The organism is Nostoc sp., from assembly GCF_036917395.1.
GTDB lineage: Bacteria > Cyanobacteriota > Cyanobacteriia > Cyanobacteriales > Nostocaceae > Nostoc.
On sequence record NZ_JBALDI010000035.1, the window covers coordinates 13,317 to 28,345 of the forward strand.

Genomic DNA, 15,029 nt, shown 5'->3' on the forward strand with positions numbered 1-15,029 from the left:
TAGTGTAATGACATTTGAAAAAGTCAAGCGAGCCAGAGCAGAGTTGGTGGATTAAGCACCCTGGTTGAACTTCGTAAAAGTCCAGGACGACCAAAAACCATTTCCCTTGAGGTGCAATTGCACATTAAAGAACAACTAAAAGACTCACAAGGATTTCAAAGCTATGAGGAAGTGCGTAGATGGCTTTTAGCCAAGGAAGGTATAAAAGCCTCCGACAAAGTTATGCATGAAGTTGTACGCTACAAGCTAAAAGCGAAATTAAAAGCACCTCGCCCACGTAGTGTCAAACAAACCCCTGGTGTAGAAGAAGACTTTAAAAAAAAAGAGATTTGTGAGTTATTGTCAGCGCGACGAGCCGAAATAGAGTCAGGAAAGGTAGTTGTGTTCATGGTTGATGAATGTCATCTACTTTGGGGAGATATCATAGGGGATGTTTGGGGGAAAACTAGTGAACGAGTATCAATACCAGTGGTAAATGCTCGTTATAAACAAACATATTTCGGTGGATTAGATTACAAAACAAAGGAATTTATAACTTATCCAACTAAAAAAGGTGACTCTAAAAACACGATTAATTTCCTGAAATATCTTCGCTCTCAACGTCCAGGAGCAAATATTTCTAAAGTTAGCCTTTCTTGTTTAGAAGATGATGCGTTAGGAGAATCGCTAGAAGTCCTATGGGAACGGGAAATAGATGCCAAAATCGTAGGGGCGACATCATGGGAATCGATAGCGAATCGAGGTTTTGATAATCCGCGTTTGTTTTCTGCTTACTTGCACACATTACGTTGGAACCATTAGTCACAAGTTAAGGTTATCAACTATTTGTCAATAAGCAATTGTGCTTAAAATATTGTCAAAAAACGGGGTTGGGAACACAATTGTTACTGGGCGTTCGCGTCATATTTCAAAGCATTGTTTACCCTTATCCTCAAATCTAAGTATTAAATAAAATTTGACATGTAATATTTTTGTCAATTTCCTGTCTAATTACTGGTGACAACACAAACTTCACCTTAACTTGTCATAAATGACCAATCAATGATAGCTTTTCGGAGCTTTAATCTCCAGGTTGGGGCTAGGAATTTTAGTTACTATTTAGAAAATAAAAGCTCAAAGCTTTATTAAATTAAAGGTAAGGATTCAGGTGGCAGGGTATTGACAAAGGGGACACTTGAGTAAGAGTATCGCAAATATGAACCAAAACCTGCCTCAAGAATTAGACCGAGAAAGTTTGAGCCAGTTGCCCAAAGAAGAACTGGTAGAGATGATCCTTCGGCAGGCAATCGTTAACAGAGAGTTGTTCTCATCAATCCAGGAACTCAAACAAGAGATAGAAAAGCTTCGTGTCATAGCTAATATAGATAGCAAGACTTCATCAAAACCACCATCAACTGACCTTCTCAAAAAATCAGAAAAGAACAAGCCCGAAACTGAATCATTAGCAGATAGCCCAAAACGGTCTCCAGGAGGACAACCAGGGCATAAAGGGAAGACCCGTAAAGGTTTTGACAGAGTAGACCGTTATGAAATACTTCGCCCACGAATATGTTCTTGTGGTCAAGCAGAATTTATCCTCGAACCAGTAAAAGTTGAATTTCAACAAGTAGCGCAGTTGGTGGAACTCCCAATAGAAGTAGTGGAGTATCATCGCCATACTTTATTGTGTCAGCATTGTGGGACATTACAAAGTGCCGACTGGTCGCCTGAGATAGTACCAGGGCAGGATTTGGGTGTGAGACTTCAAGCATTTTTAGGATGGATGGGTAATTATGCACATCTACCTTACGAAAAACAACAAGAAATGTTGTGGGAACTGGGCCAAATTGAAATTGGGCTAGGAACGTTAGTGACAACCAATGAACGAGTACAAACAGCGATTGAACCGAGCATTAGCGAGTTAAGTAATTGGGTAAAACAGACACAACCTAACGTTCATGTCGATGAAACACCTTGGTCTGTTAAGGGAGTTAAAGAATGGTTGTGGGTAGTTGCCAATTCTGAGTTTTGCCTGTTTACTGCGGCTGATACTCGCTCTAGAAATGAATTACAAACAATTTTAGGGACTGAGTATACAGGGGTACTCAGCAGCGATAATTTCAGTGTTTACAATGGCTATCAAGCTGTTGCTCAACAGAAATGTTTGGCTCATCTACGTCGTCACTTCAAAAAATTAATTCAACTTCCCGGTCTTCACAATAAAGCTATTGGTGAAGCATTTGTTGATTTAATTGATGAAGCTTTTAGCAATTATGCGCGATGGTTTGAAACTCTTGACTGCACCAGTTACAACGATTGGGTCAATCAATTCAAACCTAAATTACAACAAACGCTCAATCAATGGATTAACTTGGCTGGGGCTACAGCAGGAAACCTTTTACGCTCTTTGTGCGATAAAGCCTCTCAATGGTGGTATTTCCTCGATAACCCTGAAGTTCCTCCCGATAACAATCAAGCTGAACGATCGCTACGTTTGGCTGTGACAAAACGTAAGATCAGTGGTGGTTCCCGTTCGATGGAGCGGTTTCAACATACTGCCAATTTGTTGACGGCGGTGCAGACTTGTCGCCGTCAAGGTAGGTCTGTAATTGGTTTTTTTGCACAAGCACTACTGGCTGACTCTATTAATTCTCAATCTCGCCCTTCTTTACTTCCGCAATTTTAGACCTGAATCCTTACAATTAAAGTTTCATAACCTTGCTTCGACTATTGTTTTATGAAAGTGCCAAAACAGGGATTACTTATTTAATAATAAAATGAAGAAGTGAAATAATTGAATCTAGAGGGTTCTACATAAGTTACTAAATCAACGTGGTTGGCTTTTGTAAGTGAACAAATGCGTTCATTATCATAAACTTGACAATTTGAAAAGGAGAGGTTCTGAAATGAGAATCTTGCTGATTAAGGAGAGGTTTTGCAATGAGAATCTTGCTGATTGAGGATGACGAAATATTAGCGAGTGTGTTGTTGCAGTCTCTTATTCAACAACATTATGTTGTTGATAGCATACAAGACGGACAAGCTGGCTGGGAATATAGCCAAGGCACACACTACGACTTGATCCTAATAGATGTAGGATTGCCAAAGCTAGATGGCATTACATTATGTCAACGCTTGCGCTCTAGTGGCTGTTCTGCTCCTATTTTATTAATCACAGCTAAAGATGCAACTAGCGATCGCATTCGGGGACTCGATGCTGGAGCAGATGATTATCTGATTAAACCTTTGGATTTAGGAGAACTCCAAGCAAGGGTGAGAGCGTTATTACGTCGGAGCGATACTCCTCGTACTCCAGTGCTGGAAGTTGGCGCGTTACAACTAGATCCAAGTATCTGCCAAGTGACATATGATGGTCAACAGCTAGATTTAACACCCAAAGAATACAGCCTGCTGGAACTTTTACTACGGAATCCACTGCGGGTTTTTAGCAGGGGAAATATTATCGAGCATCTCTGGACATTTGACGATCCACCCCAAGAGGAAACTGTCAAGTCTCACATTAAGTGGTTGCGACATAAACTGAAAGTAGCTGGAGCCGTAGACTGGATTGAAAACGTTTATGGTTTGGGCTATCGATTAAACCCAGAAAAAGCTACTACTACAGAAAAGAGCCACAAAGGAGAAATAACTCAAAATTTTTCTACGTCTTATACTTCCGCATCCGTTGAACAGCAGTTTGATCAGGCAATGAGCGGTTTGTGGAGCCAGTATCAAGGGCTGATGACACAGCGGATGGAGGTACTGCGACAAGCAGCAGCAGCACTTGCTAATGAAACATTAACTATGGAGTTACGCCAATCCGCAGAACGGGAGGCGCATAAGCTAGCTGGTGTTTTAGGAATGTTTGAGCAAGAAACTGGTACTCGGATAGCGCGGGAAATCGAACAGATTTTAGACAAGGATGGTGAGTTGTTACCTGCTCAAAAGTGCCAACTGTTATCACTGATACAAGAGTTAGGCAATTTGTTCAACCTAATGGAGGAAAAGGAAGTTAATCAACCTATTACCATAATAGGAAAAGAGACTAATGCCAAATTACTACTGATTGACCCCAATCTGCAACTAGGTTATCAGTTACAACAATTTACCCAGTCTGTAGGAATGGGTTTGCAGCAAATTACAAGTTTAGAGGATGCAAAAAACTGTTTGCACACATCACCAAATTTAGTTGTGCTGAGTGTAGATGAGGTAGGACAGCGAAAAGAAAGTCTAGAACTGCTGTCAAACTTAGCAACGCGTACCCCACCTGTACCCGTGCTTGTACTGGCTGCTACTGATGATTTACTAGACCGCGTGACTTTGGCTAAATCTGGCGCACGAGCTTTTTTGGTTAAGCCTTTAACAGCAAATCAAATCTGGGATGTTGCGTCTCAACTATTACAACGCAGCCGTTCTTCAGAAGTAAATGTATTAGTAGTAGATGACGATCCACTGATTTTAGCAGCCCTGCGCCCAATATTAGAACCCTGGGGTATGCAGATAATAGGATTAAACGATCCGTTGCGTTTCTGGGAAGTCCTACAAGCTACTACACCAGATCTGTTAATTTTGGATGTGGAAATGCCCCAAATAAGTGGCATTGAGCTTTGCCAGGCAGTTCGCACCGATCCCCAATGGCAGGAATTGCCAATTGTATTTCTTACCGCGCATCGGGAGATAGAAACTGTGCAGCAGGTGTTTGCTGTTGGTGGAGATGATTATGTGGTGAAACCAGTAGTAGGGGCAGAACTCCTAGCGCGGATTACCCATCGCCTGGAACGCACTCGCCTACTTCAATTTTTGTCCACCAAAGACCCCTTAACTGGATTAGCAAATCAGTTACAATCTAGCCGCGACTTGCAGCACTTGATTACTCAAGCTGAGAAAAATCAGCAATCGCTTTGCTTGGTGGTATTGAGCGTAACTGATTTACACCAAATTAATATCAAACATGGGTATGAAATGGGCAACCAAGTATTACAACAATGGAGTCGCTTATTCCAATCGGCATTTTGCGGTGGAGAAGTACTAGGGTATTGGGGTCATGGAGAATTTCTAGTAGGGGTTTCTGGGTTGACAAAAATAGAAGTAAGCGATCGCAGACTCAGTGATATTTTAACTACTCTCCGCCAGCAAATATTTACAGCCCCAGATGGTCAACGCTTCCAAGCAATATGTAGTTCTACTGTAGTTGAGTATCCCGATGATGGACTCACAATCCAATCTTTATATCAAGCTGCTAGTTTAAAAATTGCTCTCTAGCTGTCGGGCTACAAGTCGGGCAAATAACCCCTCTTGTGCAATCAACTCTGAGAACTTACCGACCTGCACTACATGACCTGCGTCAATCACATAAATACGGTCTGCATGACGAATCGTGCTAAGGCGATGGGCAATCACCACTCTAGTAGCATTTAACTTAGCTAAACTTTCAGTGACGATCGCCTGGGTGCGGTTATCAAGAGCGCTGGTTGCCTCATCCATTAAGATAATTTTGGGCTTGGAGACTAGCGATCGCGCAATCAATAACCTTTGCCGTTGTCCACCTGAAAGATTATTACCACCCTCAGCAATTATAGTATGCATTCCCATCGGCATTTGCTTGATATCATCAGCCAAGCCTGCCATTTGTGCGGCTGACCAAGCTTCTTCAACAGAAACCAAAGCCCCAGCAGTGATGTTATCAAAAATCGAGCCTGTGCCGATTTTGCCATTTTGCAGTACCACCCCCAACTGTCGCCGCACAGCTTGCAGTTCCATCTGTGCTAAGTTTTTGCCATCATAGTAGACACTGCCTGTTAATGGAGTCTCAAACCCCAACAATAAGCGTAATATTGTTGATTTCCCACTTCCAGAAGGGCCTACAATCGCTACAAATTCTCCTGGTTCGGCATGGATACTGACATCATTGAGAATTAAGCTGTCATTCTCCGAGTAGCGAAAGCTGACACGATCCAGGGTAATGTGACCGCTTAATTGACCAGGGTTAATCTTAGTTGAGTCATATTCCGGGTGCGATCGCCATATTGATTTTACGCGTTCCCATATTGGTATAATGCTCCAAATCTCAGATGCAGTATTGCTCAGGTCAATTACTCCTTTGATAAAAATTGCCGAAGCATAGTTAAAAGCAACGAATGTACCAAGTGAAAGGCGTGTCTGCATCAACAGCATGGCAAACCCGAAAAGCAATATAGAATTTACCAAAGGAAGTGCTTCATTGAAGATAGAAACACCATCTTTAATTTGTTGCAAACTCGCCTTTAGCCGGATCTGCTGGCTGTACTTTTTTGCCCAAGCTGCAAATGCGCGTTCTTCTGCCATAGCTACCCGCAGCTTGGCAACACCGTTAATCAGTTGTACACTAAGTCCTTGAATCGCGCCATCGAGTTCTAGCTGTTTTTGTAATTTCTTCACCAATAGGAAGCTAGAAATAACAGTAAATACAGCAGCAAAGATTGCTATACCAACTCCTACAAACGCTAGTTGCCAACTGTAAATAAACATTAGCACCAAGTTGAATAAGGCAAAAACTCCACTTAACAACGTTCTTTGAGTAGCACCGCTAAGTTTTTGATGAATTTCCCTCACCGCCATCACGCGGTTAACCAAGTCACCAGAAGTATACTGACGAAAAAATCCCGGACTTAATCTTAGTAGCCGATCCCAAATGGCTGGCTGCAATACACTATCAGTGGCACTTTCGATTCGTAGGGTAATGATACTTTGGGCAATTTGAAAAGCGAACTGGGCAAAAGCGACTGCAAACATTACTAATCCAATCTGCCACAACAAAGCGCGATCGCTTTCTGGAATTGCATGATTGATTAAAATAGCCGTTGCTTGGGGCGCGACCATTCCCAATATTGTGCCTAGTAACCCGACTACAAAAATATTAACGATGTCTTTTTCATAACCCTTGATTCCGAACCGCAGCAGATCGATGCTGTTGAGTGCCACTTGGGGTAATGGTCGATACAAAATATATGCGACTGCTGACAGTGTTTTTGCTACTGACTCACTTACAGGTGTTCGAGTCCGTGCTACTGGATCAAAGATGACATAATCTCGATTATCTGTAGGCAACAACGCCACCGGGCGCTTTTCCAACTCGGTATAAGTTAACATTGGCCCTTGGTCTTGACGCCACCACCCGTCTGCCAAACTCACACGCCGAATCCGAATTTGTGATGCGCGGGCGAACGCTGCAACAGGGTCTTCAATAACACCAAAATCATCTGCGGGTGGACGAATCTCTATCCCCAATGCTCGTCCGACTGCTCCCAGTGCTACTAATAGAGGCGGCCCTTCTTCAAAAAACGTAACTTCTTGCTGTGGCTGTAATACTGTTGCTAAGTCTGAGAGTGCGTTCTCTATTACTTGCTGATTAAATTGCTCTCGTTCTTGAAACTGACGAAATTCTGCTTCTGCTTCCTTGTTTGCTAACAAACTGAAGTAGTGAAAAAAATAAGTATGCAAAAATACTAAGTTTGTAAATATTTCTTCGGTTTTTTGTATATCTGCGGTTAGTAATATCTGTCCAAGAACTGCATTTTCTGCTTCCAACCACATAGCAGGCGTGAGCGGAAACGCTGGCGAGGTAGAATTTAGCGTTAGTTCCTCAACTCCCATCCAGCGAGTACTACCTTGCTGCAACTTCACCCATACAAGTGTTTGTGGCCACAATAAAGCTTCACCACTGGATAATGAAAAATCCCGTTCAAATGCCTCTGCGAGGTTTAATGGCATTGCCAAGGTTGTTTGCTGGGCGCTTAGAGATTGTCCTAAATGATTTATCCAACCTTCTAAAAGTTCTATGGCTTGATCAGCTACGCCAATTGCCTTAACCAAATCAACCATTGACATTTGGCATAATTGGGTAGGTTCAATTGCGATCGCTACAAAACCCCATTGGCTTGTTACTACTTCAGGTAACAACGCTGTACCAAACAATGCTTCACCTGCACTGACATGGAACAGATAGCGGCGACGCTTCTCAACAGTACTGTTTTTAACTTGAGCCGCAAACACCGCCAATGTTCCAGACTGCACTATCCAGACTTTTTCTGGGTCATTCAACTCTACTGGTTCGTTTGCTTGAAAAGAGTACAGTTTAGGAGAAGGATTCACTTGCGAGTTACTCATGGCTTAACTATGCTTCTACTGCGTGGAGTAAGCGAACATAAGTTCCACCCTGCTGCCATAATTCCTCATGAGTGCCACGCTGCACGATTTTACCTTGCTCTAGTACAATAATTTCATGGCAATCACGAATTGTACTGAGGCGGTGAGCTACTACAATACATGAACAACCACGTTCTTGCAAGTTACGGTTAATAATCAACTCAGTTTCTGCATCCAGGGCACTGGTTGCTTCATCCAGTATTAACACTGTAGGCTTTCTCACCAAAGCGCGGGCAATTTCTAAACGCTGGCGTTGCCCACCACTAATATTCATACCACCCTCAATTAACTCAAAGTCATATTTGCCAGGCAGTGATGCGATCGCATCATGAATAGCTGCGTCCTGGCAAGCCTGCACTAAATCTGCTTCTGACACAGTAGAATCCCAAAGAGTGATGTTTTCTTGCACAGTCCCAGCAAATAAAAAGATATCCTGTTCAACCATTGCCAAAGAGTTAGCCAATACAGAACGCTTAACTTGCGATCGCCCTACACCATCAAAGCAGATTTCTCCCTCCCAAAGCTGATAAAGCCCACAAATTAATTTCGCAATTGTAGATTTACCAGAACCACTTCCTCCCACAAGCGCTATCCGTTGCCCTGGTTGGACAGTAAAACTTAAATTCTCAATTAAAGGAGGTTCGACGCGACTGTAACCAAAGGTGACATTCCGTAACTCAACTTGACCCTGTAATTGCCAGAGAGATGAGAAAGAAAAAGGACGCGGGAATGAGGGGGATAAGGGGGATGACGAGGATAAAGAAGTATTTTCTCCCTCATCTCCCCCTGCTCCCCCTGCCTCCCCTGCCTCCCCTGCTCCCCCTGCCTCCCCTGCCTTTCCTGCCCCCTGCCCCCTGCCCCCTGCCCCCTGCCTCTCCTGCACTTCTAAGTCAACAGGATTTTGCAAGACATCATCAAGGCGGTTTAAGTCAGCTTCTAAATCTTGAAGCGTACTGCCGAAATTGACGAGGCTATTAACTGGCTCTAAGAAGCTCAGTGTTAAACTTTGGTAGGCAACGAGCATCCCAATACTGAGATTGCCGTTCATTACCTGTAACCCACCAACCAGCAGAATAGAAGCTGTGGTTAGGGCTGTCAAAATTGCGGGTAATGTGGTCAGAATTTGAGTTTGTAAGCCTAATTCCTGTTGGGCGTTGAGTGCTTTAGCGTAATAACCAGCAAACCGAGCAAATAAATCTGACTCTAGCCCAGAAGCTTTGATAGTTTCTATCGTTTGGATGCCACTAACCGTTACACCACCGACTTTGCCATATTCCTGAGCTAGTCGCATATTGGCATCGACACGAGTTTGCGATAAAAATAAAAGGGCAAAAATGTTGATGGCAGCAAAACTGAGTGCGATCGCACTTAACAATTGGTCATACTGAATCATAATCAGCAAATAAAAGACCATCATCACCACATCAATTATAGTAGTTGCCAAAGGCCCTGAGAGTCTTTGTGCCACGCGGTCATTGAGTTGCATCCGGCTACTGATTTCTCCAGCAAAGCGCTGGTCATAAAACCCAACAGGCAATCGCAAAATATGCCAGAGAAACTGTCCTGATGTGCTGACTGACAATTTAACCATCAATCGCCGTAGATAGGTAAGCCGCAATCTGGCAAGAAACGCCCGCAATATTGCAGTTATACCCATTCCTAACAGCAAAGGTCGTAGCCAGTCCTGTCGATCTTGGACTAAAATCTCATCGATAAACACTTGGGAAAATGCTGGCACTGCTAACCGAGGCAGTGTTAACAGTAACCCTGCCAGCAAGCAAAATATGATAGTTGTCCATGAGTTTTGTAAGCGGGTACTTAAGGCAGAGACAATCTGATTTTTTTTCCCCCCTTTTTGGAAGTCCGCACCAGGTTCCATTACCAGAGCAACACCAGTGTATGCGCGATCGAACTCTTCCCAACTAACTGTTCTCCGACCACTAGCAGGATCGTTGAGGTAGACGCGTTTTTTACTATATCCTTCTACCACAAGAAAATGGTTAAAATTCCAAAAGGCAATGTAGGGGGGATGGGTAGTTGTCACCTTTTCCAGAGACAGTTTTAAACCTTTAGCATTGAGTCCATAGTTTTTGGCAGCTTTAAGGATATTAAAAGCTTTGCTCCCATCCCGTGAAACACCGCATTCTTCACGCAGTTTAGCTAATGGCACAATCCGACCATAATAGCTAAGAATTATTCCCAAAGCAGCCGCACCACATTCGACTGCTTCCATTTGCAAAAGTGTAGAAGTGCGGACACGATTCAGTTTAATTTTAGGGATGGGGCATTGGGAATTGGGCATTGGGCATTGAGAAGTAAAAACTTGGACGTTGAGCTTTTGAGGGTGAACGTTGAGCTTCTGAGGGTAAACGTTGAGCTTCTGAGGGTAAACGTTGAGCTTTTGAGGGTGAACGTTGAGATTTTGAGGGTGAACGTTGAGCTTCTGAGGGTGAAAGTTGAGCTTTTGAGGGTGAACGTTGAGCTTTTGAGGGTGAACGTTGAGCTTTTGAGGGTGAACCTTCAAGTTTTAACCCCAATGCCCCATCCCCAATTTAATAAATCCCCGTCCAAGAGCGTAGCATAGGAATAATATAAGAAATAGGTGCTTTTTCTCCAACTTTGACTTGAACAGAAGTAGTTGTGCCAGAGGATATTTTTACGGCTGATCCATCAGAGGATGACCATTTGTAGCCACTAATTGATGTATTATTTTCTTCTAGTTGCACAAGAGCTTGTACCTTTCCTTCACCTTGACCTGCAATACTTGCGGCGATTTCTTTGTTACCTATGAGCGCTGTAATATCTTGTGTAGTTACCGGAAAGGAAGAGATATTTGCAACGGTTCCGACGATGCCACCTTCGCGTTCACGTTTGGCAAAGCTGGGAGTCACTTGTACAGCCATCTCTGGCTTGATTTGCTTACCATCTTTATTAGCAAAGTAAACAAGACTCATCAGTTTTGAATTTGGCTGTTCAGCTTCGATTGACCCCAGACGAGTACCCGGATTCATCATTTGACCGGGGACAACACTCAGTTCCAGAATGTGACCATTATATTTGCTGATGATTCTACTTTCTTGAGATAATTGCAATTCTAATTGGGCAATTCGGCGTTTTACTTCTCGAATTTGATTGGCTTTGTCAATTGTTTGCTTTAAGTCTTGTTCTTGTAATTTAGTATTTTGAGTATTCAGGTCTTTAATTTTGGTTTGAATTTCGTCAATTTTGTTAAGATTTTCTAGATATTCTCGTTGTGTAGTGGTTTCTTGAATTTCCAGATCCTTGAGTTGCACATCAATATCAGATAGTTCTGCTTGAGTATTAAAGTATTCCTGTTCAGCTTGCACCAGCATATCTTGGTTGATCACATGATCCTCAAAAAGACGACGACGATTATCAACCCGTCCTTGCAAAGTTTTCAGTAAGTAATTAATTTGTTGCTTGCGAGAATTGATACTCTGACGTTTTTGGGCGATCGCTCTCAGGGTTTGATCGCGTAATTTGGGCGCAGTTTGCTCTCGGCGCAGATTATTTTCCAAATCCATTTTCTGCTGTCCAAGAGTGATAATTTGTTGTTCAATTAGCAGCTTTTGGAGTCTGTCAGTTTCTTGATTTTGAGTTTGCAGTTGTTGCAACTTCACTTGCTCTTGCTGTAATTGCTGCTTCAGCACCGATTGGTCGATAATACCTAGTACATCACCTTGTTTAATAATATCCCCTGGCTTGACCTTGAGAGTTAATAATGGCCCAGAACGTGCGATTCGTTCAGTCGAAACCTGAATAAGGAGGATGACTGGCTTTGATTGAGTAACCCATCAAGGGTAGAGTTCGCACTTTAAACCCTCAATCAATGACAACTCAATATCCATGTAGGTGAGGACATCTAGCCGAGCTAACAAGCAAAGAAAGCTAGAGGAGAAAGGGAAACATTCAAAGGATAACTTGAATTATAACCCAATCCAAAAATACACTAAGTCCTACTATCCCGGTGCGGGATTAAAAGCACACAAAACTACCAGAAATCTGGTAGCCCCTACATCTGAGACTGATTATCAAAGGTGTAAAGCGGGGGTGAAAGCAAGAATAGGTGGTAATTGCTGAAAGCACCTACTGCAAGCAAGAGTCTATGGGTAGAAAAAGCAAAGTGTCGTCTGAACCATCGTTAGCCATTGCCAAGGGTTATAAAGCTAGTGACATAAGCCACCCTACTTGGAACGGGAAAAACCGACAAAGGTAGAGGCTATCAGGATTGTTCTACCGCGATAGCGCACCACTCACAACCTCGGTGGAAAGACACGCCCTAAAGACTCAATTATGGATACTGGGAACGAAACAACCCCTCATGTTCTCCTGAAATTGGTAACAGGTAGGCATCAGCCATAAGACATGAAGGCGCAGGATGACTCAAGAAGCAAATGCCTAACCCGAACTAACGGGTAATGCCTTAAAAGGGATGGCGTAACTGCCAGGATAAGCAGACGTGAGCCGCAGTGTGGGAAAGCTAGAGGTAACAGTAGCTATGAATAAGCCTAATTCGGATTTAGTAATGAATACCGAGGGATGGAAAACAATAAATTGGCGACAAGCTGAAATATATGTTTTCAAGTTGCAAAAACGCATCTATGCTGCTTCCCGCCGTGGTGATGTCAAGCAATGCCGTAAACTCCAAAAGACGCTGATGAGGTCTTGGTCTAATAGGGTGTTAGCGGTACGACGGGTTACAGTCGAAAACCAAGGTAAAAAGACGGCAGGTGTGGACGGTATTAAATTACTGCCCCCAAAAGCACGTTTTGAACTGGCAGGGCAATTAAAGCTAACTGGCAAATCCAAACCCACTCGTAGAGTTTGGATTCCAAAACCAGGAAGAGAAGAAAAACGCCCATTAGGAATACCCGTAATGTACGACCGTGCCCTACAAGCTGTAGCAAAAGCTGCACTTGAACCAGAATGGGAGGCGGTGTTCGAGCCAAACTCCTATGGTTTTAGACCTGGAAGGTCATGCCACGATGCGATAAGACAGATTAAAATCTGTATTCAAAACAAGGCGAAGTATGCGTTAGACGCGGATATAGCCAAATGTTTTGACCGCATCAACCATGAAGCACTGCTCCAAAAGTTGAACATCTTGGGTAAAGTCAGGCAACAAATCAAAGCTTGGCTGAAATCTGGGGTGATAGACAAAGGAGCATTTACTGCCACATCTGAGGGTACGCCGCAAGGTGGGGTAATTTCTCCGCTATTGGCAAATATTGCCCTTCACGGCATGGAAGAAAGGATAAAACAGGAATTCCCCAGAATGTCATGTACAAGCAGGAAAACTTGGTTTCACAAAAGGGGAATGGAATTTTCCACCCCTAATGTCATCCGCTATGCAGATGACTTTGTGATTCTCCATGAAGATAAAGCCGTTGTCCAAAGATGCCGAGAAATTATTTCGGAATGGTTAGCTGGTATTGGACTTGAATTAAAACCAGAAAAAACTCGGCTAACTCACACACTCAACCATGAGTTAAGTGAGGATGGTAAAGCCGGATTCGACTTTTTAGGTCATCACATCCAGCAATACCCAGCAGGGAAGTACCGCAGTAACAGAAACGCACACGGAAAAATATTAGGTTTTAACACACTCATCACCCCTACCAAGAAGGCGAGTAAGGCTCACATTGAGGAAATCGGAAGAATCATCACAAAACACAGGTCTTCGCCCCAAGCGGCTCTTATAAAAGACCTTAATCCTGTAATAAGGGGATGGACTTCTTTCTACACAAACTCCGACGCTCAAACCGTTGGGGAATTATCAAAACAAGATCGCCTCACATACCTGAAACTTCGACGATGGGCAAAACGCCGATGTGGAACAGCAAAAGCAGGTTCAAATAAATATTGGACTTCCATAGACGGTGATAACTGGGTATTCGCAACCAGGGAAGGGACAGCGAACCCCTTCCGGTTACTAGCACATAAGGAGTTTAGTTGCAGTAGCACTGATTATGTGAAAGTTAAAGACGATAAAAGCCCCTACGATGGCGACACAGTTTACTGGAGCAAAAGACTAGGGAAACACCCCCAAATGCCTAATCGTAAGGCTGAGTTGCTAAAACTTCAAAAGGGTAAATGTCCTTGGTGCGGCTTAAGCTTCCAAGAATGGGATGTTTTAGAAGTAGACCATAAAATCCCCAGAGCATTAGGCGGCAAGGATGAATACAAAAACCTACAACTACTGCATCGGCATTGTCACGACGAAAAGACCGCAATTGACTTAAAAGAAATTCGGAACAAAGACCGCTCAAAATTTCGAGAGAAACTTTCTCAATTCTGGAATAAATCTAATTGGGAGTGGATACATGATATTCCTAATTTCATCGGTCATGCTGTCAGGAAGTCCGATATGACAAATGGGCAACACACTGAGTAGCCGTGTGCGGTGAAAGTCGCACGCACGGTTTCGGATGGGAGGGGTGATGCAGTAATGCACACCTCGACCCTAACTAGGTGCTTGAAATTCCACAACATGATGCGGTTTAATCAAGATACCTTGACCTGTAACAGTCAGGGGAATTTTACCAAATACACTCCAAACGCCAGCCACAGCAACCACAAAACTCATCGCAGATAAAGTTAGCCAAGCTTGAGGCTTGACCACATTTATCGCTTGATCGAGTTGTTCTGGTGAAGATAAGCGATCTAGCGCTTCTTGGCGGAAGATATGGCTATGTTTTAGTTGCATTGTTCTTCTCCTTGCTGACACCGCTTAGAGCCTTCTTCTTGACTTCTAACCCACCTTCCGCACCCCAAGTGTCACAACCGGAAATTACTTAGAGAAAAAAGGCAAGTAAGAATAAAAACACACATCTAGAGGCAAAAAA

The 15,029-nt window shown here is 43.2% G+C and carries 8 protein-coding genes and 1 pseudogene; 4 read left to right on the plus strand and 5 right to left on the minus strand.

The window, feature by feature from the left end; genetic code table 11:
* Positions 1–315 precede the first annotated feature (315 nt).
* The 3 genes and pseudogenes from V7K46_RS13000 to V7K46_RS13010 all read left to right on the plus strand — a co-directional run.
* Positions 316–618 (plus strand): annotated as a pseudogene (locus V7K46_RS13000) (IS630 family transposase); the annotation flags it as partial.
* Positions 619–1,195: 577 nt separating this feature from the next.
* Positions 1,196–2,665: an IS66 family transposase gene (gene tnpC, locus V7K46_RS13005; RefSeq protein WP_335113669.1), complete on the plus strand. Its 1,470-nt coding sequence runs from the start codon at positions 1,196–1,198 to the stop codon at positions 2,663–2,665.
* Positions 2,666–2,919: 254 nt separating this feature from the next.
* Positions 2,920–5,241 (plus strand): response regulator, encoded by a 2,322-nt coding sequence (locus V7K46_RS13010; RefSeq protein ID WP_335113671.1) that lies wholly within the window; start codon positions 2,920–2,922, stop codon positions 5,239–5,241.
* Here the strand turns inward: V7K46_RS13010 and V7K46_RS13015 are convergent.
* Genes V7K46_RS13015 through V7K46_RS13030 form a run of 4 tightly spaced genes read right to left on the minus strand, consistent with a single transcriptional unit; the run spans position 5,224 to position 11,954 of the window.
* Positions 5,224–8,124, minus strand: coding sequence for an NHLP bacteriocin export ABC transporter permease/ATPase subunit (locus V7K46_RS13015; protein ID WP_335113673.1), 2,901 nt, complete (start codon positions 8,122–8,124; stop codon positions 5,224–5,226). The genes V7K46_RS13010 and V7K46_RS13015 overlap by 18 nt on opposite strands.
* Positions 8,125–8,131: 7 nt before the next feature.
* Entirely contained in the window at positions 8,132–10,465 is a 2,334-nt protein-coding gene (locus V7K46_RS13020) for an NHLP family bacteriocin export ABC transporter peptidase/permease/ATPase subunit (protein WP_335113675.1), read from the minus strand.
* The gene (locus V7K46_RS13025) at positions 10,437–10,700 is read right to left on the minus strand and encodes a hypothetical protein (RefSeq protein ID WP_335113677.1); all 264 of its coding nucleotides are present in this window, start codon (positions 10,698–10,700) and stop codon (positions 10,437–10,439) included. The genes V7K46_RS13020 and V7K46_RS13025 overlap by 29 nt, the downstream gene beginning before the upstream one ends.
* Before the next feature lie 15 nt (positions 10,701–10,715).
* Positions 10,716–11,954, minus strand: coding sequence for an NHLP bacteriocin system secretion protein (locus V7K46_RS13030; protein WP_335113683.1), 1,239 nt, complete (start codon positions 11,952–11,954; stop codon positions 10,716–10,718).
* A 728-nt stretch (positions 11,955–12,682) separates the two neighbouring features.
* On the opposite strand from V7K46_RS13030, the gene ltrA reads away from it, so the two are divergent.
* On the plus strand, positions 12,683–14,578 hold the full coding sequence (ltrA, locus tag V7K46_RS13035; RefSeq protein WP_335113679.1) for a group II intron reverse transcriptase/maturase: 1,896 nt from the start codon (positions 12,683–12,685) through the stop codon (positions 14,576–14,578).
* Between the two features lie 69 nt (positions 14,579–14,647).
* On the opposite strand, the gene V7K46_RS13040 is transcribed toward ltrA, so the two are convergent.
* Positions 14,648–14,890, minus strand: coding sequence for a hypothetical protein (locus tag V7K46_RS13040; RefSeq protein WP_335113681.1), 243 nt, complete (start codon positions 14,888–14,890; stop codon positions 14,648–14,650).
* Between the last annotated feature and the right edge of the window lie 139 nt (positions 14,891–15,029).

What these genes read in the sequence shown, in the direction of transcription:
- tnpC (WP_335113669.1), top strand. Translation starts at nt 1,196, where the DNA reads ATGAACCAAAACCTGCCTCAAGAATTAGACCGAGAAAGTTTGAGCCAG.
- V7K46_RS13010 (WP_335113671.1), top strand. Translation starts at nt 2,920, where the DNA reads ATGAGAATCTTGCTGATTGAGGATGACGAAATATTAGCGAGTGTGTTG.
- V7K46_RS13015 (WP_335113673.1), bottom strand. Translation starts at nt 8,124, where the DNA reads ATGAGTAACTCGCAAGTGAATCCTTCTCCTAAACTGTACTCTTTTCAA.
- V7K46_RS13020 (WP_335113675.1), bottom strand. Translation starts at nt 10,465, where the DNA reads ATGCCCAATTCCCAATGCCCCATCCCTAAAATTAAACTGAATCGTGTC.
- ltrA (WP_335113679.1), top strand. Translation starts at nt 12,683, where the DNA reads ATGAATAAGCCTAATTCGGATTTAGTAATGAATACCGAGGGATGGAAA.
- V7K46_RS13040 (WP_335113681.1), bottom strand. Translation starts at nt 14,890, where the DNA reads ATGCAACTAAAACATAGCCATATCTTCCGCCAAGAAGCGCTAGATCGC.